The organism is Vibrio sp. RM-69-4 (assembly GCF_024743775.1).
GTDB classification, from domain to species: domain Bacteria; phylum Pseudomonadota; class Gammaproteobacteria; order Enterobacterales; family Vibrionaceae; genus Vibrio; species Vibrio anguillarum.
Genome location: NZ_JAMQXI010000017.1, coordinates 112,783 through 135,299 on the forward strand (window position 1 = coordinate 112,783; position 22,517 = coordinate 135,299).

Annotated in this window: 21 protein-coding genes, 1 riboswitch and 1 other annotated feature; of the genes, 15 read left to right on the top strand and 6 right to left on the bottom strand. The window is 44.5% G+C overall.

The window, feature by feature from the left end; translation table 11 throughout:
• Positions 1–7 precede the first annotated feature (7 nt).
• Complete coding sequence (locus NB504_RS01675; protein ID WP_064624993.1) at positions 8–1,267, top strand: DUF945 family protein; 1,260 nt, start codon at positions 8–10, stop codon at positions 1,265–1,267.
• Positions 1,268–1,410: 143 nt separating this feature from the next.
• Positions 1,411–2,532 (top strand): 3-phosphoserine/phosphohydroxythreonine transaminase, encoded by a 1,122-nt coding sequence (gene serC, locus NB504_RS01680; protein ID WP_258428134.1) that lies wholly within the window; start codon positions 1,411–1,413, stop codon positions 2,530–2,532.
• 101 nt (positions 2,533–2,633) lie between these two features.
• On the opposite strand, the gene purB is transcribed toward serC, so the two are convergent.
• From purB to mnmA, 3 genes are read right to left on the bottom strand one after another with little or no spacing between them, the layout of a single operon-like run.
• A complete protein-coding gene (gene purB / locus NB504_RS01685; protein WP_013857106.1) occupies positions 2,634–4,004 on the bottom strand; it encodes an adenylosuccinate lyase in 1,371 nt (456 codons plus the stop codon).
• Between the two features lie 54 nt (positions 4,005–4,058).
• A complete protein-coding gene (gene hflD, locus NB504_RS01690; RefSeq protein WP_013857105.1) occupies positions 4,059–4,676 on the bottom strand; it encodes a high frequency lysogenization protein HflD in 618 nt (205 codons plus the stop codon).
• 20 nt (positions 4,677–4,696) lie between these two features.
• A complete protein-coding gene (gene mnmA, locus NB504_RS01695; RefSeq protein WP_017043901.1) occupies positions 4,697–5,818 on the bottom strand; it encodes a tRNA 2-thiouridine(34) synthase MnmA in 1,122 nt (373 codons plus the stop codon).
• 199 nt (positions 5,819–6,017) lie between these two features.
• On the opposite strand from mnmA, the gene NB504_RS01700 reads away from it, so the two are divergent.
• Both NB504_RS01700 and NB504_RS01705 read left to right on the top strand, forming a co-directional pair.
• The gene (locus tag NB504_RS01700) at positions 6,018–6,287 is read left to right on the top strand and encodes a hypothetical protein (protein WP_013857103.1); all 270 of its coding nucleotides are present in this window, start codon (positions 6,018–6,020) and stop codon (positions 6,285–6,287) included.
• A gap of 102 nt (positions 6,288–6,389) precedes the next feature.
• Entirely contained in the window at positions 6,390–7,694 is a 1,305-nt protein-coding gene (locus NB504_RS01705; protein WP_013857102.1) for an inosine/guanosine kinase, read from the top strand.
• 56 nt (positions 7,695–7,750) lie between these two features.
• On the opposite strand, the gene NB504_RS01710 is transcribed toward NB504_RS01705, so the two are convergent.
• Positions 7,751–8,164: an H-NS family nucleoid-associated regulatory protein gene (locus tag NB504_RS01710; RefSeq protein ID WP_017043902.1), complete on the bottom strand. Its 414-nt coding sequence runs from the start codon at positions 8,162–8,164 to the stop codon at positions 7,751–7,753.
• A 418-nt stretch (positions 8,165–8,582) separates the two neighbouring features.
• Positions 8,583–8,766, top strand: a riboswitch (Lysine riboswitch).
• Between the two features lie 116 nt (positions 8,767–8,882).
• Here NB504_RS01710 and NB504_RS01715 point away from each other — a divergent pair.
• The 9 genes from NB504_RS01715 (at position 8,883) to hisIE (ending at position 18,061) form a co-directional block, all read left to right on the top strand.
• Complete coding sequence (locus NB504_RS01715) at positions 8,883–10,484, top strand: Na+/H+ antiporter NhaC family protein (protein ID WP_088732249.1); 1,602 nt, start codon at positions 8,883–8,885, stop codon at positions 10,482–10,484.
• 193 nt (positions 10,485–10,677) lie between these two features.
• Positions 10,678–10,814: a sequence feature (His leader region), on the top strand.
• A gap of 53 nt (positions 10,815–10,867) precedes the next feature.
• The gene (hisG, locus tag NB504_RS01720) at positions 10,868–11,764 is read left to right on the top strand and encodes an ATP phosphoribosyltransferase (RefSeq protein WP_026027608.1); all 897 of its coding nucleotides are present in this window, start codon (positions 10,868–10,870) and stop codon (positions 11,762–11,764) included.
• 5 nt (positions 11,765–11,769) lie between these two features.
• Positions 11,770–13,086, top strand: coding sequence for a histidinol dehydrogenase (gene hisD / locus NB504_RS01725; RefSeq protein WP_258428135.1), 1,317 nt, complete (start codon positions 11,770–11,772; stop codon positions 13,084–13,086).
• The gene (gene hisC, locus NB504_RS01730) at positions 13,067–14,107 is read left to right on the top strand and encodes a histidinol-phosphate transaminase (RefSeq protein ID WP_017043905.1); all 1,041 of its coding nucleotides are present in this window, start codon (positions 13,067–13,069) and stop codon (positions 14,105–14,107) included. Before hisD ends, hisC begins: the two co-directional genes overlap by 20 nt.
• A gap of 80 nt (positions 14,108–14,187) precedes the next feature.
• Positions 14,188–15,261 (top strand): bifunctional histidinol-phosphatase/imidazoleglycerol-phosphate dehydratase HisB, encoded by a 1,074-nt coding sequence (hisB, locus tag NB504_RS01735; protein WP_013857094.1) that lies wholly within the window; start codon positions 14,188–14,190, stop codon positions 15,259–15,261.
• Positions 15,261–15,923: an imidazole glycerol phosphate synthase subunit HisH gene (gene hisH, locus NB504_RS01740; protein WP_258428136.1), complete on the top strand. Its 663-nt coding sequence runs from the start codon at positions 15,261–15,263 to the stop codon at positions 15,921–15,923. The genes hisB and hisH overlap by 1 nt, the downstream gene beginning before the upstream one ends.
• 13 nt (positions 15,924–15,936) lie before the next feature.
• Positions 15,937–16,674 carry a 1-(5-phosphoribosyl)-5-[(5-phosphoribosylamino)methylideneamino]imidazole-4-carboxamide isomerase gene (gene hisA / locus NB504_RS01745; protein WP_258428137.1) on the top strand — a complete coding sequence of 246 codons (738 nt, stop codon included), beginning with the start codon at positions 15,937–15,939 and terminating at the stop codon, positions 16,672–16,674.
• A complete protein-coding gene (gene hisF, locus NB504_RS01750; protein ID WP_017044649.1) occupies positions 16,656–17,429 on the top strand; it encodes an imidazole glycerol phosphate synthase subunit HisF in 774 nt (257 codons plus the stop codon). The genes hisA and hisF overlap by 19 nt, the downstream gene beginning before the upstream one ends.
• Complete coding sequence (hisIE, locus tag NB504_RS01755; protein WP_017043909.1) at positions 17,426–18,061, top strand: bifunctional phosphoribosyl-AMP cyclohydrolase/phosphoribosyl-ATP diphosphatase HisIE; 636 nt, start codon at positions 17,426–17,428, stop codon at positions 18,059–18,061. The genes hisF and hisIE overlap by 4 nt, the downstream gene beginning before the upstream one ends.
• Positions 18,062–18,111: 50 nt before the next feature.
• Here the strand turns inward: hisIE and NB504_RS01760 are convergent, their stop codons facing one another.
• The gene (locus NB504_RS01760) at positions 18,112–18,795 is read right to left on the bottom strand and encodes a pseudouridine synthase (RefSeq protein ID WP_258428138.1); all 684 of its coding nucleotides are present in this window, start codon (positions 18,793–18,795) and stop codon (positions 18,112–18,114) included.
• A gap of 361 nt (positions 18,796–19,156) precedes the next feature.
• Here NB504_RS01760 and NB504_RS01765 point away from each other — a divergent pair, with 361 nt between their 5' ends.
• Positions 19,157–21,382 (top strand): NADP-dependent isocitrate dehydrogenase, encoded by a 2,226-nt coding sequence (locus NB504_RS01765; RefSeq protein ID WP_258428139.1) that lies wholly within the window; start codon positions 19,157–19,159, stop codon positions 21,380–21,382.
• 79 nt (positions 21,383–21,461) lie between these two features.
• On the opposite strand, the gene cspD is transcribed toward NB504_RS01765, so the two are convergent.
• Positions 21,462–21,683, bottom strand: a complete 222-nt coding sequence (cspD, locus tag NB504_RS01770; protein WP_013857087.1) for a cold shock domain-containing protein CspD — start codon at positions 21,681–21,683, stop codon at positions 21,462–21,464.
• Positions 21,684–22,156: 473 nt separating this feature from the next.
• Between cspD and clpS the strand changes: the two genes are divergently transcribed.
• The gene (gene clpS, locus NB504_RS01775; RefSeq protein WP_010319243.1) at positions 22,157–22,477 is read left to right on the top strand and encodes an ATP-dependent Clp protease adapter ClpS; all 321 of its coding nucleotides are present in this window, start codon (positions 22,157–22,159) and stop codon (positions 22,475–22,477) included.
• Positions 22,478–22,517 lie beyond the last annotated feature (40 nt).

The window sequence follows — 22,517 nt, forward strand, 5'->3', positions numbered from 1 at the left end:
GAACGCTATGAAACAGTTAAAAATCATTGGTGCGGTTGGTGGTGCTATCGTCTTAGCAGCATGTTGGCCGTTGGCTGTCGGGCAAATCGGTGAAAAGGTGATCACTAACGGTATTGCAAATATCTCTTCAGGTTCAATCGAGGCGGACATTGTCAGTTATAAGCGCGGTTACCTTTCATCAACCGTGCAAACCCGCTATCAGATTGCAGATAAAACGCTCAAACAACAGTTTGTTGCCGATGGTTTACCGACCCAAGTTTTAGTCAATAGCGAGGTTAAGCATGGCCTGTTGAGTTTAACAGCAACATCCGTTATAGCTGATCAAGAAAATCTACCATTGACGATGACCAGTATCACGCAGTTGAATGGCAATACTCAATACACTGTGGCGCTAGACAGTTGGCACTACCAAAGTGAAGATGGCGAGATGACGTTTTCGACAACGCCCGCCACATTGAAAGGTGATATTTCGGTGCTAGGTGAAATCACTTATCAACTCAATGTTCCTTCTGTTGAGTTGGATTTTACCAGTGGTGAAAAAATGATGCTTTCACAGCTAACTGGTCAAGGTATAGGTAAACAAGATAAAGGCTTCTGGCTAGGACAACAGTCATTGGCGTTAGCAAAAATTAATCTTGTCGATGGCCTAGGTGAAAATACGCTGAGTATGGACAACATGCGTTATTCCTTTGATTCGGTATTAAAAGGAGAGCCTTCTCGTTTTGATAGTAATCACTTGATTGAGATGGATAAATTAACTTATAGCGAAGGCGAGGTGAAGGACCTCAATCTTGATTTTACCTTGGGTGATTTAGATGGTGACGCTTTTGAGAAGCTTTCAACGCTTTACCAAAACAGCCCAGAACTTTCTGATGAGGACATTCAGCAAGCACTACCTTATGTGCAATCATTATTCGAGAAAGGTTTTTATCTATCGATGAATAAAATGGCGCTAAAAGTTGGCCAAGGTGAGTTTGAATCAAACTGGAAGATAGCGGTTCCTGAAGGGACAAATAATGTGGTGCAAGATCCGAGTACCATTTTACCAGCCTTAACCGGCCACATTGATACCTTCATTTCTGACCAGCTGGTTGAAGATTTTCCTTTTATCCAGCAAGGTATTGATGAGCTTGTTGTGATGGAAATTATGCAGCAAACCGATCAAGGATATCGACTCCAAGCTGAACTGAAAGAGGGCAACTTGGAATTTGAAAATGGCAACCAAATGCCGCTATTGACACTATTACTTCCGGCATTGATGCGATAGCGAACGGCGCTCAAGCAAACGATTTCGCGAGTTTTAGCAATCAGTAAGAGAAAAGAGCCGATAGAAGCTCTTTTCTCGCTTTTTATCCACATCAAAAAGTGGTATTAATCACATTAATTGTCGATAGCAGGAGCAAGGAACTCATGGAATCAAATCAAGCGGGCCCAGTCTATAATTTCAGCGCAGGCCCAGTCTATAATTTCAGCGCAGGCCCAGCAGCCTTACCTAAAGCCGTGATGGAAAAAGCGCAAGCCGAGTTTATTAACTGGCACGAGCTTGGCACGTCCGTTATGGAAATTAGTCATCGCAGTAAACCTTTTATTCGCGTTGCTCAAGAAGCGGAGCAAGATCTGCGAGATTTGCTTAATATCCCGAGTAATTACAAAGTATTATTTTGTCAGGGTGGAGCGCGCGCTCAGTTTGCGGCGGTGCCTTTAAACTTATTAGGCGATGCGACTAAAGCGACCTATATTGATGCGGGTTACTGGGCTGAAAGTGCGGTCAAAGAAGCGAAGAAATATTGTGAAATCGATGTTTTCAACGCCAAAGTGACCAAAGAGGGCAAAACAGCGGTATTACCAGCTAGCGAATGGAAAATCGATCCTGAGTCGGCTTACGTGCATTTTTGTCCGAATGAAACGATAGATGGTATTGAGATTAATGATTTACCAGATACAGACAAACCGATTGTAGCTGATATGTCATCTACGATTTTGTCGCGCCAAATAGACGTCTCAAAGTACGGAGTCATTTATGCGGGAGCGCAGAAAAACATTGGGCCAGCGGGGATCTGTATTGCGATTGTTCGTGATGATTTGCTTGATTTAGCCAGTGATGTGCTACCGACTATATTGAATTATAAAGTGCAAGCTGAACAAGATTCTATGTTCAACACGCCGCCTACGTTTGCGTGGTATTTGTCGGGTCTCGTGTTCAAGTGGCTAAAAGGGCAGGGTGGTGTCGCGGCGATTGAGAAAATCAACCGCGAGAAAGCAGCGCTGCTTTATAACGCAATTGATGAGTCACCTTTCTATCGCAATACCATTCACCCAGACAACCGTTCACTGATGAATGTGCCTTTCCAATTAGTGAAACCAGAGTTGGATAGTACGTTTTTAGAGTTGGCTGAAGCGCGTGGTTTAGTCTCGCTGCAAGGTCACCGAGTCGCTGGTGGTATGCGAGCCTCGATTTACAATGCGATGACACTGGAAGGCGTTCAAGCCTTAGTTGATTTTATGCAAGAGTTTGAACAGCAGTACGCCTAACGTTTTTTGATGGTATCAAAAACGATATAACATAAAATACGACCTTAAAAAACAAAGCCCACTAAGTGGGCTTTGTCATTAATCGGCTAGATTGAAGAGCATTACAATTTGTCGGTTAACTCAATTGCTTGGCCAATATAGTTGGCTGGTGTCATCTCTTTCAAGCGTGCTTTTTCAGCTTCAGGTAGCGCAAGGCCATCAATAAAGTGGCGCATTGCTTCACCATCGACTCGCTTACCGCGTGTGAGTTCTTTCAATTTTTCGTACGGTTTTTCGATGCCGTAGCGGCGCATAACCGTTTGCACTGGTTCAGCAAGGACTTCCCAGTTTTTATCGAGCTCAGCAAGCAGCGCATCACGGTTCACTTCCAGTTTACTGATCCCTTTTAGCGTTGAAGTGTATGCGATGATCGCATAACCAACACCCACACCAAGGTTACGCAGCACTGTTGAATCTGTTAAGTCACGTTGCCAGCGAGAGATAGGCAGCTTTTGTGCTAGGTGATTGAACACGGCATTAGCAAGGCCTAAGTTGCCTTCTGAGTTTTCAAAATCGATCGGGTTGACTTTATGTGGCATTGTCGATGAACCAATTTCACCCGCAATGGTTCTTTGTCTGAAGTGGCCCAAAGCGATATAGCCCCAAATGTCACGATCGAAGTCGATCAGAATAGTATTGAAGCGGGCAACGGCATCAAATAGCTCTGCGATATAATCATGTGGCTCAATTTGTGTGGTATAAGGGTTCCACGCCACACCTAGCGATTCAGTGATAAACTCTTCACTAAAGGTATGCCAGTCGAGTTCTGGATAGGCTGAAAGGTGAGCGTTGTAGTTACCTACTGCGCCGTTTACTTTTGCGAGAATCTCGATATTGGCAATCTGCTTATATTGGCGTTCCATACGGTACGCTACGTTAGCCATCTCTTTACCCATAGTACTTGGTGATGCTGGCTGTCCGTGGGTACGAGACAATAACGGAATATCGCGATACTCTTCTGCTAAGTGACGAATCGCATCAATAATGTTGCGCATTTCAGGAAGAAGCACGGTATCGCGAGCTTCTTTGAGCATTAGCGCGTGAGATGTGTTGTTGATATCTTCTGAAGTACAAGCAAAGTGAATGAATTCATTAACGGCGTGCAGCTCAGGAACACCCGCTACTTTTTCTTTTAAGAAATACTCTACAGCCTTAACATCATGGTTCGTTGTGCGTTCAATTTCTTTAATACGAGCGGCATCTTCTTCGCTAAAATTGTCTGCTATCGCATTAAGAAATTGATTGGCTTCATCACTGAATGCTGGAACTTCGGCAATTCCAGCAGTGGCTGAAAGCTTCTGTAACCAACGAATTTCAACAATGGTCCGATACTTGAGGAGACCAAACTCACTAAAGATACTGCGTAACGCAATCGTTTTACTTCCGTAGCGGCCGTCTACCGGTGAAACAGCAGTCAAGGCTGACAGTTCCATGTTTTTCTCCTGAATTTTGAGGTTAAGTGTGAGAGTGAATTCTTTGCGTCAATATTAGACTCGAGCTAATAAAATCTGAGCTTGTTCGATCATTTTCTTACGACCGAAGATCAGATGGCGACGCTTTCCTCCAACCTGACGCCACAAGACAGCGCAACGAATTCCTGAAAGGAGTAAGGCGCGCACTTTGTGCTGGGTTGAAGTTTGTTGAAGTATGGTAGGGGTTCCAGTGACTTGGATTCTCGGGCCAATAGGGCTGATAACATCCAAGTAGATACTGGCAAGGTTGCTGATCATCTGATCATCAAGCAAGTCAAAATGGTTGACTTGACGTTCAATCGTTTGAATACGATCGCCCAGCTGTGACATCGCATCACGACGAGCGCTTAATTTACGCTCTAATGCCATCAGGCTAATGATATAGCGAGTGATTTCACTCCCTGATGGCGTGCTATCAATACCTTTCACCAAACATTCGAGGCCAATTTTTAAGTTGGCCTCAGAGCCGAAGACATCAAGTGTATTGTTTGGATTAGTACTTAAGATAGCCGTTAGAGAAGTTTCAAACGCGTCTGAATCACAGTGACCATTTTTTGCTACGTGTTGCACTAAAGCGACAGCTTGGCAGATACCCGCAAAAGCGATGGTACGGTCATAAAGGGTGTTAGCCACGTTTATTACTCCTAAGTTGTTTAAATTCGCTGCTCAATAATTCCACCGCCAAGACACACATCGCCTTGATAGAAAACCGCGGATTGACCAGGCGTGACGGCCACTTGTGGCTCATCAAAAATGACTTTAATGTTTTCATCATCAATAGGGATGATGGTACACGCTATATCCGTTTGACGGTAACGCGTTTTTACCGTGCAGCTTAGCGTTGCTTGGATTGGTGTACGATCAACCCAGTGTAATTGGGAAGCGATCAAGCCATGAGATTTCAATAATGGGTGATCAGCGCCTTGGACTGCAATCAAAACGTTACGTTTAAGATCTTTATCAGCGACATACCATGGGTCTTCGTTACCGCCACCGCCTTTTTGGCCACCAATGTGTAACCCTTTGCGTTGACCTAAAGTGTGGTACATCAGGCCTTGATGTTCACCAATAACGAGACCTTCTGGTGTTTCAATTTTACCCGGTTGTGCTGGTAAATAGCGAGACAAGAAGTCGGTAAATTTGCGCTCACCGATGAAACAGATACCAGTTGAATCTTTTTTCTTCGCCGTCACCAAACCTTGTTCTTCCGCAATGCGTCGAACTTCGGGTTTTTCTAAATCACCCACAGGAAATAAGCTACGAGCCACTTGTTCATGGCTTAATGTATAGAGGAAGTAGCTTTGGTCTTTGTTGTTGTCCAAGCCGCGCAGCATTTTTGGTTTGTCATTACCTTCAGGGAAGGTGCGTCGAACATAGTGGCCCATGGCGATATAATCGGCATCTAGCACTTCATCTGCAAACTCTAAAAAGGCTTTAAACTTGATTTCTTTGTTACAAAGAATGTCTGGGTTAGGAGTTCGCCCTGCTTTATATTCCTCAAGGAAATATTCAAATACGTTGTCCCAATATTCGGCGGCAAAATTAATGGTATGAAGAGGGATGTCTAACTTATCGCACACGGCTTGTGCATCGGCTAAATCTTCCGCCGCTGTACAATATTCCTCGTTATCATCTTCTTCCCAGTTCTTCATGAACAGGCCTTCGACTTGATAACCTTGCTCTTTGAGAAGATACGCCGAAACGGAGGAGTCAACACCACCGGACATGCCGACGATGACTTTCTTTTGGCTGTTTGCGCTGCGGTTGTCTGACATTACTTAATACCACTCAATTGACTTGGTCGCAGATTCTAGCAGAAAGATTTTCGTCGCGACAGATCCGAGACAGCAATCACACTTCTATCTGGTTTAATTGGCGTCGTATCTGTCAATGTCAGCAGAAATTAGTTTTAGAATTCTACAATGGCTTATGGCATAGTGCGTGCCATTTTAAAGCGTAATAAAAGGCCACAAAATGCAAGATGACAATCAGATTATGGATGACGCATTCCTCATCGAAACAGTAGAGAATCAACTCGCGGACGGAAATCCGTTAAAGGTCAAAGAAACCTTGATGCGCTTGATGATGACAGGTCACTCAAGGGAGGATGCCGTTGCCTCTATTGCTTGTGCGCTTGCAATTGAGATTTTTGATGTGATGAAAAACGAAGGGCAATTTGACCTAAAACGCTATTCAGAGCATTTAGATAGGTTACCTGATCTCAGCTTTATGGAAGGTGAATAAAAATAATCAAGAGCAAACGTTTGCTATAATTGCCTTAGTTGCCGCGCTAATGGGTGCGCGGTAGAATCGCGCATCTTTTTCTCCTCTACTCAGACTGACGTTATGAAATTTCCTGGCCAACGCAAATCAAAGCATTACTTTCCTGTTCATGCACGTGACCCACTTGTTATCCAAGCACAAGAAAATAAAAAAATGTCACGTACACATATTATTGGTATCGACCAGACCTTGGTGGATATAGAAGCGAAAGTAAATACTGACCTCATCGAAAAATATGAGCTTAGTAAAGGCCATTCGTTAGTGATTGACGATCAGAAGGCCGAAGCTTTATACACTGAGCTCAAACAAAATGGTCTGATTACTAACGAATATGCTGGGGGAACGATTGGCAACACATTACACAATTATTCGGTGCTGGCAGATGATCGCTCAACGTTGTTAGGCGTGATGAGCCAAGATATAAAAATTGGTAGCTACGGTTATCGTTATTTATGTAATACATCAAGCCGGATGGATCTGAATTATTTACAAGCGGTCGATGGAGCGATTGGGCGCTGCTTTGCCTTGATCACAGAGGATGGAGAAAGAACCTTTGCTATTAGTGAAGGGCAAATGAACCAACTTCGCGCAGAAAGTGTTCCAGAAAAAATATTTAAAAGTGCTTCAGCCTTAGTACTGACTGCTTATTTAATTCGCTGCAAAACTGGTGATCCAATGCCAGAGGCAACAATGAGAGCGATTGAATATGCTAAGAAATATGATGTACCTGTTGTTTTAACCTTAGGTACTAAATTTGTTATTCAAGATGACCCTCAATTTTGGCAAAATTTTTTGCGTGATCATGTCACTGTTGTTGCCATGAATGAAGATGAAGCCGAAGCATTAACCGGGGAAAGTGATCCTCTTGCAGCGTCAAATAAAGCTTTAGATTGGGTCGATCTTGTATTATGCACCGCAGGACCAGTCGGTTTATTTATGGCAGGATATACTGAAGATGCAGCGAAACGTGAAACATCGTTGCCACTATTACCTGGTTCTATTGCTGAATTCAATCGTTATGAATTTAGTCGCCCAGCATCAAAAATAAGTTGTGAAAATCCGATACGTGTTTATTCTCATATTTCACCGTATATGGGTGGGCCTGAGAAAATTAAAAATACTAATGGTGCGGGAGATGCGGCGTTGTCGGCATTGCTGCATGATATGGCAGCCAATAAATATCATAAAGAGAACGTCCCTAATTCGAGCAAGCATCAGAATAACTTTTTAACCTATTCATCCTTCTCGCAAGTTTGCAAATATTCCAACCGTGCCAGTTATGAGGTGCTAGCCCAGCATTCACCTCGTCTGTCACGTGGTTTACCTGAACGTGAAGACAGCTTAGAAGAAGCGTATTGGGAAAGATAAAAGATTAAAATAATAAAAAGGCTCCGTTAGGAGCCTTTTTATTTGCTAAAGAGTTATTAAATCTCGAATTCTTCTAGAGATTTACCTGCATCAAGTTGCTCTTGAATTGCAGAAGGTGTGCGACCTTGACCTGTCCATGTTTTTTCTTGGCCATTGGCATCAAGATATTTGTATTTTGCTGGACGAGGTGCGCGTTTGCCTTGAACTTTAACTTTGTTCTTAGTTTCACCAGAAAGTGCAGAAATTAATGCGCTTACATCAATACCGTCTTTGGCAATCTGTTCTGCAATCGCAGCCAGCTTCGCTTCTTGTTCTGCGCGAGCAGAGCGTTCTTCTTCTTCCGCTTCTCTGCGTTCTTGAACAACGATCGTTAATTTATCTAGTGCTTCTTCAAGTTGCTCTAGAGTGAGTTCACGGGAAAAAGCGCGTAGGCTACGAATATTAAGTAGAGTTTTTGTTAATTCAGACATGACTATTCCTATTTGATTTAATTTAGTCGACACAGCAATAATAAACTGCTGAATTGGTACTTACAATATTAGATTCAAATATTAATGAAAATTTTATAGATAAATAAAAATCAAAAAAATATGAACTTGTTAATGATGAGCTAATTTCATACATAAGTAGTAGTATCAAGAAGATCATCAATGATTTTTAGATAGACTTATAATTAATGTTTTTTATTATAATCTTCGTGATATTCATTGCACCACATTATGAAAGAAGTCTCAATGTTTCTTAATGAATGTGACCAATAATTGATGCACTTTGATGACATGATCGGTTGCAATGCATTCGTTGTTAAGTACAATGTCATTTACCTAAAGCGAAGTAAGACATTTATCATTGTTAAAATGACTTAATAACGGTGATTTATTGTACTTTCTTTGACGTAGAGGTGCGGTAGAAAATAGTAACTTCTGTTGGGGTAATGCCAATGAACAAAAGTGAAAGGTTTTATCGCCGAAGTAAGTATGCACATTAAAGCAGCTTGCTGGGGTTGTATTCGAATAGGAACAACACTGCCATAGTCTATTCTTTTTTTAAACTATGGAGCGCTACTGTAGGGTTGGGTGAAGTGTTCGCTTCCCTTTCGCTTAGTTCAACATGAATTACATGGTTACCTTAGCCTGTAATTTGTCTGCAGTAGATCTCTAACCATTTACTTACTGGTTTTTGAAGATCATGAATTTAATCGATTTTGCATCATCTCCTCTGTCGCTGTTACCGCCTCTGGTAGCATTAAGTTTGGCTGTTCTTACACGCAGAGTGCTTGTTTCATTAGGTGTCGGTATTGTATTAGGCGCGGTATTACTCGCGGATTATTCTTTTGGTAGTGCATTCAGTTATGTTGCTACTAAGGTATCAAGCGTCTTTGTTGCTGATGGCGGCATTAACACTTGGAATATGAGTATCGTCGGGTTTTTGCTTTTATTAGGTATGATGACCGCGCTATTAACTTTGTCTGGCGGTACTCGTGCTTTTGCCGAATGGGCACAAGTCCGCGTAAAAAGTAAACGTGGCTCAAAACTGCTGGCGGCATTTTTGGGTGTGTTTATTTTCGTTGATGATTATTTTAACAGTCTAGCCGTAGGTTCTATTTCTCGCCCTGTGACTGACCGCTTTTATGTATCTCGCGCTAAACTTGCCTATATCCTTGATTCAACTGCAGCACCAATGTGCGTTGTGATGCCAGCTTCTAGCTGGGGCGCGTACATTATGACGATTATTGGCGGTATTCTCGTTTCTCACGGGATTACCGAATATTCGGCATTGGGCGCGTACATGCGTTTAGTACCAATGAATTTTTATGCCATTTTTGCATTACTGATGGTGTTTGCGGTGGTGTGGTTCCAATTAGATATTGGTCAAATGCGCCAGCATGAAATTAATGCCTCCCAAGGCCGTGGATTTGACGACGCAAATGAAAACGATAGCCAAGACGCACATGAGTTAAATGAAGAGCTTGATATCAAAGAGAGCGAACATGGCAAAGTGTTGGATCTGGTTCTGCCTATCGTATTACTCATCATTGCAACGATTTCAGCCATGTTATTTACGGGTGGTCAATCTTTAGCCGCAGACGGTAAAGCATTTGATCTACTGGGTGCGTTTGAAAACACCAATGTCGGCGCTTCATTGATTTACGGCGGGCTAGTTGGCTTGGCGATGGCTCTGTTTACTGTGTTTAAGCAAAAGCTGCCAATAAATGACATCAGTAATACATTGTGGATCGGTGCTAAATCGATGTTTGGTGCGATTTTGATCCTGATTTTTGCGTGGACAATTGGCTCTGTTATTGGGGACATGAAAACCGGTGCGTATATGTCATCTTTGGTTCAAGGTAATATTGATCCGCATTGGCTACCGGTCATCTTATTCTTACTATCGGGTGTGATGGCGTTTTCAACCGGCACTTCTTGGGGAACGTTTGGCATCATGTTGCCCATTGCTGGAGATATGGCCGCGGCGACCGATATCGCTCTAATACTCCCGATGCTGAGCGCGGTGCTCGCTGGTTCCGTTTTTGGTGACCACTGTTCTCCTATTTCTGACACCACCATTTTATCGTCGACAGGCGCGCGTTGTAACCATATCGATCACGTTGCGACACAATTGCCGTATGCACTGGCTACGGCCTTGGTTTCGAGTGTCGGTTTTGTTGTTTTAGGCATGACAGCGTCAGTGCTGATCTCGTTGGCTTGTGCCTCTGTTGCATTTATCATTGTGTGCATGATTATGGCCGCTATGGCGAAATCAAAAATGACACATTGCGAGACGTTGTAGCCGTATTTTGGTTAAATAGAGTTGATAAAAGGGAAACGAAAGTTTCCCTTTTTTATTACTGGTGCACGACGGCGAAAAAAGATTTTAAAAAAGCAAAATTTTTAGTTGAAAAAGAACATCAGCTTGGTTAGTGTGGAGTCAAGACAGCAAACCAATAAGAGCTGATAAGTATGCGTAATTTTGTAATGAACATTCATCATCACCATCACCCTAAATAATCTTTCGGGGAGATGTACGCATACCCGGGAGGCAGGAAACTCCCGGTGGTTAAGTCAAAGCATTTAGATTAAAACCCTCGGGAGAACGCAAATCTCCCGAGGGTTTTTTCATTTTGCTTTAACTCAATTCCAAATACATTCAATACATTGCACAGGGAAATTGTCATGCAAACACAACGCCTAAGAATTGCCATCCAGAAGAAAGGCCGCTTGAGCTCAGAGTGCCAAGACTTACTTAAAAAATGCGGCGTGAAATTCAATATCATGGGTGAGCGTCTTGTCGTTCACTCTCTCAATATGCCGATCGACCTACTGCTAGTGCGTGATGACGACATACCCGGGCTGGTGATGGACGGTGTGGTTGATCTCGGTTTCATTGGTGAGAATGAACTGGAAGAGGTGCGTTTAGAACGCTTGTCGCAAAATAAGAAAAGTGAGTTTGTTTCACTGCGCCGTCTTGATTTTGGTGGTTGCCGCTTATCCATCGCGATCAATAAAGATCAGCAATACAACGGTCCTCAAGATTTGGCGGGTAAACGCATCGCCACAACTTATCCGCAGCTACTCAAAGCGTACATGGATGAAAAGGGCATTGATTTTAGCACTTGTGTGCTCACAGGCTCTGTTGAGGTTGCGCCACGAGCTGGCTTAGCTGATGCGATTGCTGACCTTGTTTCTACCGGCGCAACATTAGAAGCGAATGGTCTCAAAGAGGCTGAAGTTATCTTCCAATCCAAAGCAACACTCATTCAGCGTCAAGGTGAATTCAGTGAAGATAAGCAGGCATTGATTGCTCGTTTATTGACGCGTATGCAAGGCGTGATTCAAGCCAAAGAGTCCAAATACATCATGCTGCATGCTCCGGTTGATCAATTAGAAGCGATTAAAGACTTACTTCCGGGAGCGGAAGACCCAACAGTGCTGCCTTTATCGGCGGAGAAAAATCGTGTTGCAGTACATGTGGTCAGTACCGAGAACCTATTTTGGGAAACCATGGAGCGCCTAAAAGCATTAGGGGCGAGTTCTATTTTGGTTTTACCTATCGATAAAATGATGGAGTAACGGCGATGAGAACTGTCGTTTGGCAATCGTTGAGTGAAACTCAGCAAGATTCAATTTTAGAACGCCCGGCCATTACTGAAGGAGCCAATGTCACTGCTGCCGTGAGCGCCGTGATTGCGCAGGTGAAAGCGCAAGGTGACCAAGCGTTAATTGAGTTAACTGAAAAATTTGACCGCGTGAAACCGGATTCAATTCGCGTTTCAAGTGGTGAGATTGATGCGGCGTGTGAGCGTCTTTCTGACAAGATGAAACAAGCGCTTCAACAAGCTTATGAGAACATTACTAAGTTCCATAAAGCACAAAAGCTGCAACCGATCAAAGTGGAAACGCAGCCGGGAGTGGTGTGTGAACAAGTCACGCGTCCAATTAATACGGTGGGTTTGTACATTCCCGGAGGCAGTGCGCCTTTACCTTCTACCGTATTAATGTTGGGTGTTCCTGCACAAATTGCAGGGTGTCGTAAAGTGGTGCTCTGCTCACCGCCACCGATTGCGGACGAAATCCTCTACGTGGCCAAGCTGTGTAACATTGATGAGGTGTACAACATTGGTGGTGGTCAAGCGGTTGCAGCAATGGCTTATGGGACTAAATCCGTTGCTAAAGTAGACAAAATCTTCGGCCCCGGTAATGCCTACGTGACGGAAGCAAAACGTCAAGTGAGCAATGATTTTCGCGGTGCAGCGATTGATATGCCAGCGGGTCCTTCGGAAGTGTTGGTGATTGCTGATGATACGGCTGATGCCGATTTCATCGCGGCTGATCTGCTTAGCCAAGCTGAGCACGGACCTGATTCACAAGTTGTGTTAGTGACCCCTTCAGCGGTGATTGCCGATCAAGTAACAGATGCAGTGCAAAAGCAGCTAAAAAGCTTATCGCGCGCCGCCATTGCAGAAAAAGCCTTGGCTTCTAGTTTGATTATCATCGCTGAGTCTTTGACCCAATCGGTTTCTATCTCGAACTACTACGGCCCTGAGCACTTAATTGTGCAAACGCGTAACCCTCGTGAGCTGTTGCCGTTACTTGATAACGCTGGCTCAATTTTCTTAGGTGAGTGGTCACCAGAATCAGCCGGTGACTACGCTTCGGGTACCAACCACGTTTTGCCAACATACGGTTACACGCGTACTTATTCTAGCCTTGGTTTAGCTGATTTTAGTAAGCGCATGACGGTGCAAGAACTCAGCGCAGAGGGCTTACAAGGGTTAGCGCCAACCGTGGTCACAATGGCAGAAGCTGAAGGATTGGATGCACACAAACGTGCGGTCACCATTCGAGTCGAAAAATTGCAAAAGGCGAAAAATAATGGAAAAACTGGCTCGTAAGCAAATTCAAGCACTGAAACCTTACTTATCGGCTCGCCGTATTGGCGGCAGTGGTGATGTGTGGCTCAATGCCAACGAATCGCCATTCAATAATGAGTACAAAACCGATTTTGTGCGTTTGAACCGTTACAGTGATTGCCAACCCAAAGCTATGATCGATGCGTATGCGGCTTATGCCAAGGTACAGCCAGAGCAGGTGTTGACCTCACGTGGTGCCGATGAAGGGATTGAACTTTTGATCCGCGCATTTTGTGAGCCCAATCAAGACGCTATTTTATACTGTCCACCGACTTATGGTATGTACGCGATTAGCGCTGAAACGTTCGGTGTCGAGCGTAAAGTTGTGCCATTAACAGCGGATTGGCAGCTCGACCTGTCAGCCATTCGTGCCAATTTGGACAGCGTGAAGCTGATCTTCGTTTGTAGTCCTAATAATCCAACCGGCAATTTGGTTAAGCGCCAAGATATTATTGCTTTGCTGGAAATGACTAAAGACCGCGCTATTGTTGTGATGGATGAAGCCTACATTGATTTCTGTCCAGAAGCCTCAACCGTTGATTTATTAGCGCAATACCCGAATTTGGCGATTTTACGCACCTTATCTAAAGCGTTTGCGCTTGCAGGTTTGCGCTGCGGTTTTACCTTGGCCAATAAAGAGCTGATTGATGTGCTACAGAAGGTAATTGCACCTTATCCCGTGCCAATTCCGGTAGCCGACATTGCCGTGCAAGCGTTATCGGAAGCTGGGCTGGCTCGTACCAAATTCCAAGTGTTGGATCTCAATGCAAACCGTGCTTACTTACAAGCAGGGTTGTATATGGTGCCCAATTTAACTGTGTTTGAAGGGTGGGGAAACTACCTATTAGTGAAATTTCCCGATGGTGATGCGCTGTTTAAAGCCGCTTGGGATCACGGCATTATTTTACGCAATTCTCCGATTGAAAATTGCGTGAGGATCAGTATCGGTAATCGCGAAGAGTGTGAAAAAACACTCGCTTTTATTCGCAATTATTATCAGTAATCGAGCACCATAAATAGCCCAAAATGAATAAGAGTCAGTCGTTTAAGTGACGTTACTGGCCAATAGAAAAGGATATTCCAGTGAGCAAACAGCAAAAAATTCTCTTTATTGATCGTGACGGCACCTTAATTGTTGAGCCTCCGGTCGATTTCCAAGTTGATCGTTTAGACAAACTGAAACTAGAGCCGTATGTGATCCCAAGCCTACTGGCTTTGCAGGCTGCGGGTTATCGGCTGGTAATGGTCACCAACCAAGATGGACTGGGGACGGATAGCTATCCTCAAGCGGATTTCGATGCCCCTCATGCGATGATGATGGACATTTTTCAGTCCCAAGGAGTGATCTTTGATGATGTGCTGATTTGCCCGCACTTTGAAAAAGATAATTGCTCTTGCCGCAAACCCAAACTGGGGATGGTTAAAGAGTATCTGCAAGGAGGCAAAGTCGATTTTCAGCAATCAGTGGTGATTGGCGATCGAATGACCGACCTGCAACTGGCTGAAAATATGGCGATCCGTGGTATTCAGTATCATCCGAAAAGTATGGGATGGCGTGAAATAGTTAAAGACTTAACCGTGAAAGCGCGCAGCGCCGAAGTGGTAAGAACCACTAAAGAGACCGACATTAAAGTTGCGGTCAATTTGGATGAAACGGGTGGTAATCAGATTACAACGGGGTTAGGTTTTTTTGACCACATGCTTGACCAAATCGCAACCCATGGTGGTTTTCAATTGAAGTTGAGCGTCAATGGTGATCTGCACATTGATGATCACCACACCATTGAAGATACCGCATTAGCACTCGGGCAAGCCTTAAAAGAGGCATTAGGCGATAAGCGTGGCATTGGTCGTTTTGGTTTTTCGTTGCCGATGGACGAGTGTTTAGCACAATGCGCACTCGATCTATCGGGTCGCCCTTATCTGAAATTTGAGGCCACCTTTACACGTGAGCAAGTGGGCGATCTCTCCACTGAAATGGTATATCACTTCTTCCGTTCATTAACCGATACTTTGGCCTGTACGCTACACCTCTCATCCAGTGGCGAGAATGATCACCATATTATTGAAAGTCTCTTTAAGGCTTTTGGCCGCACATTGCGCCAAGCCATTAAAGTGGAAGGCAATGAACTACCTAGCAGCAAAGGAGTACTGTAATGTCGTCAGTCCGCGAAGCGATGAGTGATAACAGCAGCCAGCCGCAAAAGGTCGTCATCATTGATACAGGCTGCGCTAATGTGTCTTCGGTGAAATTTGCCATCGAACGCTTGGGTTACCCAGTCACTATTTCAAAAGATCCTGATGTGGTGTTGACGGCAGATAAGCTGTTTTTACCCGGTGTCGGTACGGCAAGTGAGGCGATGAAAAATCTGCAACAGCGCGATTTAATCATCTTGGTGAAACAGGTTGAAAAGCCACTGCTCGGCATCTGCTTAGGCATGCAACTGTTAGGTCAGCTGTCAGAAGAAAAAGGACAGCAAGCTAACGATCAAGCTAATGACATTGTTGAATGCTTGGGTTTATGTGATGGTGAGGTTCGCCTGATGGATACAGGCGATTTACCACTGCCACATATGGGTTGGAACACGGTCAATGCCGAAAGAGGCCATCCTCTGTTTAAAGGCATTGAGCAGGGTGAATATTTCTATTTTGTCCATAGCTACGCCATGCCCGTCGGTGAATACACGATTGCCGAATGTGAATACGGTAAGCCTTTCACCGCGGCGCTGCAAAGCGGTAATTACTATGGTGTCCAATTTCACCCAGAGCGCTCATCCAAAGCTGGCTCAGCACTGATCAAGAACTTCTTGGAATTATAAAAGGGAATTAGCAATGATTATTCCAGCATTAGATTTAATTGATGGCCAAGTGGTTCGCTTATTTCAAGGCGATTATGGTCAAGTTACCGAATACAAAGTGGACCCTGCAGAGCAGTTTCGCCTCTATCATCAGGCTGGAGCTAACTGGTTGCACCTTGTCGATTTAACGGGTGCAAAAAATACCTCAGCCCGACAGCTTGCTCTGATTGCCAAACTGCTTGCCAGTACCCCTGCCAAGATTCAAATTGGTGGCGGTGTGCGCAGTGAGCAAGATGTGGTGGATTTATTAAATGCGGGTGCGCAGCGCGTGGTTGTCGGTTCTACGACCGTAAAACAGCCTGAATTAGTCAAAGGATGGATGGAAAAGTATGGCGCCGAAAAAATTGTGCTAGCGCTAGACATCAACATTGATCAAGACGGCACACGTAAAGTGGCCATTTCAGGTTGGCAAGAAGATTCAGGTGTAACGATAGAAGCCTTGATTGATGATTACCTAACGGTTGGTTTGACGCACGTATTGTGCACTGATATTTCCCGCGATGGCACACTAGCCGGTTCTAACGTTGAATTGTATATCGATTTATGCAAACAGTACCCACAAGTACAGTTTCAATCCTCAGGTGGTATCGGTAGCTTAGCGGACATCAAAGCCTTAACAGGCAGTGGCGTCGCAGGCGTGATTGTCGGTCGTGCCTTATTAGATGGTAAGTTCACCGCTCAGGAGGCATTCGAATGTTGGCAAAACGCATAATTCCTTGTTTGGATGTCCGCGATGGACAAGTAGTGAAAGGGGTGCAGTTTCGCAATCACGAAATCATTGGTGATATCGTACCGCTTGCAAAACGCTACGCCGAAGAGGGTGCGGATGAGTTGGTATTTTATGACATTACCGCGTCGAGTGATGGCCGAGTGGTGGATAAAAGTTGGGTTGCGCGTGTCGCGGCAGTGATTGATATTCCATTTTGCGTCGCGGGCGGTATTAAATCTGCCGAAGATGCTGCACGAATTTTAGAATTTGGTGCAGATAAAGTCTCCATTAACTCTCCAGCACTCGCTAACCCACAGTTGATTACTGACTTGGCGGATAAATTTGGCGTGCAATGTATTGTGGTCGGCATTGACTCTTACTTCGATCAAGAAACGGGTCAGTATCAGGTCTATCAATTTACTGGCGATGAGACGCGCACCAAAGCAACACAGTGGCAAACTTGCGATTGGGTACAAGAGGTACAAAAACGTGGTGCGGGTGAAATCGTATTGAATATGATGAACCAAGACGGCGTGCGTAATGGTTATGATCTACAGCAACTCCAGAAGGTACGTGCTGTGTGTCGCGTGCCACTTATCGCTTCTGGCGGGGCGGGAACGATGGAGCACTTTGCGCAAGCTTACCAACAAGCTCATGTCGATGGCGCGTTGGCGGCATCGGTTTTTCACAAGCAGATCATCAATATCGGCGAATTAAAACAATATTTACAAGCAGAAGGTGTAGAGGTAAGACGATGAGTTTTCAAGTATCGAGTGCGGTTGCACTTTCTGAGCGTATTGATTGGAACAAAGTTGATGGCCTTGTTCCGGCGATAGTGCAAGATTTTCAATCAAGTCAAGTGCTTATGATGGGTTACATGAACCAAGATGCGTTGCAAAAAACCGCGCAAACAGGCCAAGTGACGTTCTTTTCTCGCAGCAAACAGCGCCTTTGGACCAAAGGAGAGACCTCTGGTCATGTGTTACAGTTGAAAAACATGGCGCTCGATTGTGATAATGACACTTTATTGGTCAAAGTGAATCCCATTGGGCCAACGTGCCATACTGGAACCACAACCTGTTGGGATAACGATGCACAAGAAGAGTCTCAAATGGTGTGGCTTCATCAGCTTGAGCAGCTATTGGCTGCCCGCAAGAGTGCCGACCCTGATTCCTCTTACACCGCTAGCCTTTATGCCCGTGGAACAAAGCGTATTTCGCAGAAAGTGGGCGAAGAGGGCGTTGAAGTTGCGCTTGCGGCGACGTCGGGCGATAAGGCGGAGTTAGTGTGTGAGTCTGCTGATTTGATTTATCACTTATTGGTGCTATTGCAAGACCAAGGATTAGCGTTGAGTGATGTGATTGATAAGCTTAAAGAACGCCATAAATAAACACAGTGAAGCCTCTTAAATAAAGAGGCTTCCGTTTTTTGAGAACGGTGTTAGAGGGTAATTTCTTTCCACTCACCGGGTTGTAGATCGCCTAAAACAATGTCGCCCATCGCGTAGCGCACTAAGCGCAGTGTTGGAAAGCTAATATGCGCAGTCATACGTCGTACTTGCCGGTTTTTACCTTCAGTAATGGTAATCGCAAGCCATGTGGTTGGGATTTGTGCGCGAAAACGAACCGGTGGATTACGTTCCCACAAGGTAGGCGGTTGCAAAATCTCAACCTTGGCAGGCAGCGTCATGCCATCTTTTAGCTCTACACCTTGGCGCAATTTATCTAAATCGTTTTGAGCGGGTTCTCCTTCTACTTGAACCCAATACGTTTTTGGTAATTTTGACTGCGGCTGCGTTAGTCTCGCTTGCAAGATGCCGTCATTGGTGAGCACCATCAAACCTTCGCTGTCTCTGTCCAAGCGACCTGCGGCATACACCTCTTTTACGGGAATAAAATCAGCGAGAGTTTTGCGCCCATCACCATCAGTAAACTGGCTTAGTGTATCAAAAGGCTTATTAAAGATGATGACTTTTCGATCAGCAAGTGATATTCGTTTTTTTACCTCTTCTGCAGATGAAGAGGAGCGGGCGGTTGAACGCTGATGTGGATCGCGCCGTTTAAAATGAGAAGAGCCAGAGGGTTTTGATACTGATGAAGAATCACGACGCAAGCGGGATGACATGTTAACTACCTTGCAAAAATGTAAATGAAGTGTGTTTGAAAGTTTTCTGAACTTTGGATTTAAGCTATGATTTGCGCGCCCAGAAACAGGATTGACGCACAAGATAATAGACTATTATCCTAGTTTTGTTTAATTATACTCAACCCATGCTATTTGGATTCAGTATCAATAAAGGGTTTGGGTGTATACGTATTTTCACTCAATGACTAAAATCGGATAACGCTCAACGACATTCGATTCAGTTTTTGAAAGAGTGACGCTATCGTGTTCAAGTCGCGAGGATGCTAACCCACTTGACACGGACAATCACACAGCGCTGTTTCATCCAATGGTGCTGCTAGAACAAATAGGGAAATTTTTCATGCCTACAGAAAAACCTACAATTATTTATACCATTACAGACGAAGCACCAGCACTGGCCACTTATTCTTTATTGCCGATTATCCAATCCTTTACCGCCTCGTCAGGCATTAGCGTTGAAACCCGCGATATTTCACTGGCTGCGCGTATCCTTGCCAGCTTCCCAGAACATTTAAAAGAAAATCAACGTGTAAGTGATGCGCTTGCCGAATTAGGTGAACTGGCGACCAAACCAGAAGCGAATATTATTAAACTGCCTAACGTTTCTGCATCGGTCCCACAATTGAAAGCCGCGATTAAAGAGTTGCAGGAAAAAGGTTACGACCTACCAAATTATCCTGAAGAACCAAGTACCTACGAAGAAGAAGCGATTAAAGCGACTTACGATAAAATCAAAGGCAGTGCGGTTAACCCAGTGTTACGTGAAGGAAACTCCGATCGCCGCGCACCATTATCAGTCAAGAATTATGCGAAGAAAAACCCACATTCAATGGGCGCATGGTCACCGCAATCCCGTTCACATGTTGCCAGCATGCAAGACAAAGATTTCTATGGAACAGAAAAGTCAGTCACCATTGAAGGTGACACTAAGGTCAAAATTGAGTTTGTCGGCCATGATGGCTCGACTAAAGTCTTAAAGAAAGAGTTTGCGCTGCTTGATAAAGAAATTATCGATGCTTCAGTTCTAAGCAAAAAAGCGTTAGTTGAGTTTTTCGAGCAACAAATCGCAGCAGCGAAACAGCAAGATGTGCTGCTTTCCTTGCACATGAAAGCAACCATGATGAAAGTGTCTGACCCAGTCATTTTCGGCCATGCCGTTAAAGTGTACTACAAAGACGTATTTGCGAAGTATGGCGCGTTGTTTGACTCATTAGGTGTTGATGTCAACAATGGCCTAGGCGATGTTTACGCGAAAATTCAAGCATTGCCACAAGCACAGAAAGAAGAAATTGAAGCCGCGATTCAAGCGGTTTATAACACGCAGCCACCGCTTGCTATGGTCGATTCTGACCGAGGTATTACTAACCTACATGTCCCAAGCGATATCATTGTTGATGCGTCAATGCCAGCAATGCTGCGCGCTTCTGGTCAAATGTGGGGGCCAGATGGCAAGCAACAAGACACCAAAGCACTGCTCCCCGATCGCTGCTACGCTGGCGTTTATCAAGCGGTGATTGATTTTTGTAAAAAGCACGGCGCATTTGATCCCACCACGATGGGCAGTGTGCCAAACGTGGGCCTTATGGCGCAAAAAGCTGAAGAATATGGATCGCACGATAAAACCTTTATCCTCGATGCAGCGGGTTCGGTACGTGTTGTGGATACCTCCGGCAAAGTATTGCTAGAGCAAGCTGTTGAAGCTGGTGATATTTTCCGCATGTGCCAAGTGAAAGATGCACCGATCCAAGACTGGGTGAAACTGGCCGTGACTCGCGCCAGAGCTACTGGCGTTCCTGCGATTTTCTGGTTAGACGATCAGCGTGCGCATGACCGTGAATTGATCAAAAAAGTCAACGTCTACCTTGCTGATCATGATACGGCTGGCTTAGATATTCAGATCCTATCACCCGTTGAAGCGACTCTGTTCACACTTGAGCGTCTCAAAGCGGGTAAAGATACCATCTCAGTTACGGGTAACGTACTGCGTGATTACCTCACGGATCTATTCCCCATTCTTGAGCTCGGTACTTCGGCTAAAATGTTGTCGATTGTTCCCTTGATGAATGGCGGTGGCTTGTTTGAAACAGGTGCTGGTGGCTCTGCGCCAAAACACGTTCAGCAGGTTGAGAAAGAAAACCACTTGCGTTGGGATTCGTTAGGCGAATTTTTGGCGCTGGCGGCGTCTTTGGAACATTTGAGTGTTGTCACTGGAAATGCGAAAGCGAAAGTACTAGCCGATGCGCTTGATAAAGCCACAGGTAAGTTCCTTGATCTCAATAAATCACCATCGCGCAGAGTTGGTGAGCTTGATAACCGTGGCAGTCACTACTATCTTGCAACCTATTGGGCTGAGGCCTTAGCAGAGCAGACGGCGGATGCTGATTTAGCGGCGGAATTCGCACCGATTGCGAAGCAGCTACAAGAAAATGAACAGGTTATCGTCTCTGAGCTGAATCAGGCACAAGGTACTCCGGGTGATTTGGGTGGTTACTATGCGCCAGTGTTTGAAAAAGCATCAGCACTAATGCGTCCAAGCCAAACCTTGAACGCGATCATTGGCGCTTAACCTTCAGTTATTCACCTCTAAGCAATAAAAAAACCCGCCAGTTCGGCGGGTTTTTCATCAAATACACGTTTGGCAGCGATTATTTTGCAAGTTGACCTTCGATTGGAACAACAGCGCTAGCGTGATAACCTTTCGGCCCCTGTTCAATCTCGTAGGAAACTTGTTGGCCCGCTTTGAGTGTGCGGTAGCCTTCCATTTGAATGGTTGAATAGTGAGCAAAAATATCGGTATCCTCACCTTCTGGACAAATAAACCCAAATCCTTTGGCGTTGTTAAACCATTTTACTGTACCTGTAGCCATGCTTTACATCCCTCATTGCATTTTAGTTACTGATGTTGTTATCGAGAAACTTATCCTAAAAACGTTACCCGAATGTGAATATCAATTCAGCCGCTGCCAAATTTTTAGTCACTAATTGACCAATGTAGTCAATGATTCGGCGCAGTCAATAGGCAAAAGGTATGATACTCGACATATTTGCAAATAAATCACTTTTCAGGTTTACATTGTTGTAACGATTAAATAGGGCGTTAAGAATGAAATAGTTAAAGAAAGCAGTTGCTTTTGTTTTCTTTTTAATCAACTACGCCGTTGATAGTTCGGAATAGCAATGTTTTATTTGCAGCGATACAATTGCTGCATTAGTCTCTAAGTAAGGGTTGTTTTTCAACTGTGTCGGTAGCACTAATAACATTAATAGATTCCAACGACACAATGGTTACTGAGAGGCACACGGTTCCACTAGGTAGAGAAGCACTCTAAATACGGTCATCATGAGTAAACATTTTGAATGGGTGACTCCAGACTCAGATCTTCTGGAGAAAGAGAAGACAGCAATTAAACCACCAGCGATGTACAACGTAGTTCTTAATAACGATGACTACACGCCGATGGAGTTTGTGATTGAAATCCTTGAGCGATTTTTCTCGATGGATATCGACAAAGCAACACAGATAATGCTCAAGGTGCATTATGAAGGGAAAGCAATTTGTGGCACGTTCAGTGCTGAGATTGCAGAGACCAAAGTAGCTCAAGTTACTTTGTACTCAAGGGAAAATGAGCATCCACTGCTTTGTACTATGGAGCAAGCGTAGTCGCTTGCTGGAGCAACAAAGTGGTTCCTTAAGGAGGTAC

Excerpts from the sequence above, each read along its gene's own strand:
- NB504_RS01675 (WP_064624993.1), top strand. The coding sequence starts at position 8 with ATGAAACAGTTAAAAATCATTGGTGCGGTTGGTGGTGCTATCGTCTTA.
- serC (WP_258428134.1), top strand. The coding sequence starts at position 1,411 with ATGGAATCAAATCAAGCGGGCCCAGTCTATAATTTCAGCGCAGGCCCA.
- purB (WP_013857106.1), bottom strand. The coding sequence starts at position 4,004 with ATGGAACTGTCAGCCTTGACTGCTGTTTCACCGGTAGACGGCCGCTAC.
- mnmA (WP_017043901.1), bottom strand. The coding sequence starts at position 5,818 with ATGTCAGACAACCGCAGCGCAAACAGCCAAAAGAAAGTCATCGTCGGC.
- NB504_RS01700 (WP_013857103.1), top strand. The coding sequence starts at position 6,018 with ATGCAAGATGACAATCAGATTATGGATGACGCATTCCTCATCGAAACA.
- NB504_RS01705 (WP_013857102.1), top strand. The coding sequence starts at position 6,390 with ATGAAATTTCCTGGCCAACGCAAATCAAAGCATTACTTTCCTGTTCAT.
- NB504_RS01710 (WP_017043902.1), bottom strand. The coding sequence starts at position 8,164 with ATGTCTGAATTAACAAAAACTCTACTTAATATTCGTAGCCTACGCGCT.
- NB504_RS01715 (WP_088732249.1), top strand. The coding sequence starts at position 8,883 with ATGAATTTAATCGATTTTGCATCATCTCCTCTGTCGCTGTTACCGCCT.
- hisG (WP_026027608.1), top strand. The coding sequence starts at position 10,868 with ATGCAAACACAACGCCTAAGAATTGCCATCCAGAAGAAAGGCCGCTTG.
- hisD (WP_258428135.1), top strand. The coding sequence starts at position 11,770 with ATGAGAACTGTCGTTTGGCAATCGTTGAGTGAAACTCAGCAAGATTCA.
- hisC (WP_017043905.1), top strand. The coding sequence starts at position 13,067 with ATGGAAAAACTGGCTCGTAAGCAAATTCAAGCACTGAAACCTTACTTA.
- hisH (WP_258428136.1), top strand. The coding sequence starts at position 15,261 with ATGTCGTCAGTCCGCGAAGCGATGAGTGATAACAGCAGCCAGCCGCAA.
- hisA (WP_258428137.1), top strand. The coding sequence starts at position 15,937 with ATGATTATTCCAGCATTAGATTTAATTGATGGCCAAGTGGTTCGCTTA.
- hisF (WP_017044649.1), top strand. The coding sequence starts at position 16,656 with ATGTTGGCAAAACGCATAATTCCTTGTTTGGATGTCCGCGATGGACAA.
- hisIE (WP_017043909.1), top strand. The coding sequence starts at position 17,426 with ATGAGTTTTCAAGTATCGAGTGCGGTTGCACTTTCTGAGCGTATTGAT.
- NB504_RS01760 (WP_258428138.1), bottom strand. The coding sequence starts at position 18,795 with ATGTCATCCCGCTTGCGTCGTGATTCTTCATCAGTATCAAAACCCTCT.
- NB504_RS01765 (WP_258428139.1), top strand. The coding sequence starts at position 19,157 with ATGCCTACAGAAAAACCTACAATTATTTATACCATTACAGACGAAGCA.
- cspD (WP_013857087.1), bottom strand. The coding sequence starts at position 21,683 with ATGGCTACAGGTACAGTAAAATGGTTTAACAACGCCAAAGGATTTGGG.
- clpS (WP_010319243.1), top strand. The coding sequence starts at position 22,157 with ATGAGTAAACATTTTGAATGGGTGACTCCAGACTCAGATCTTCTGGAG.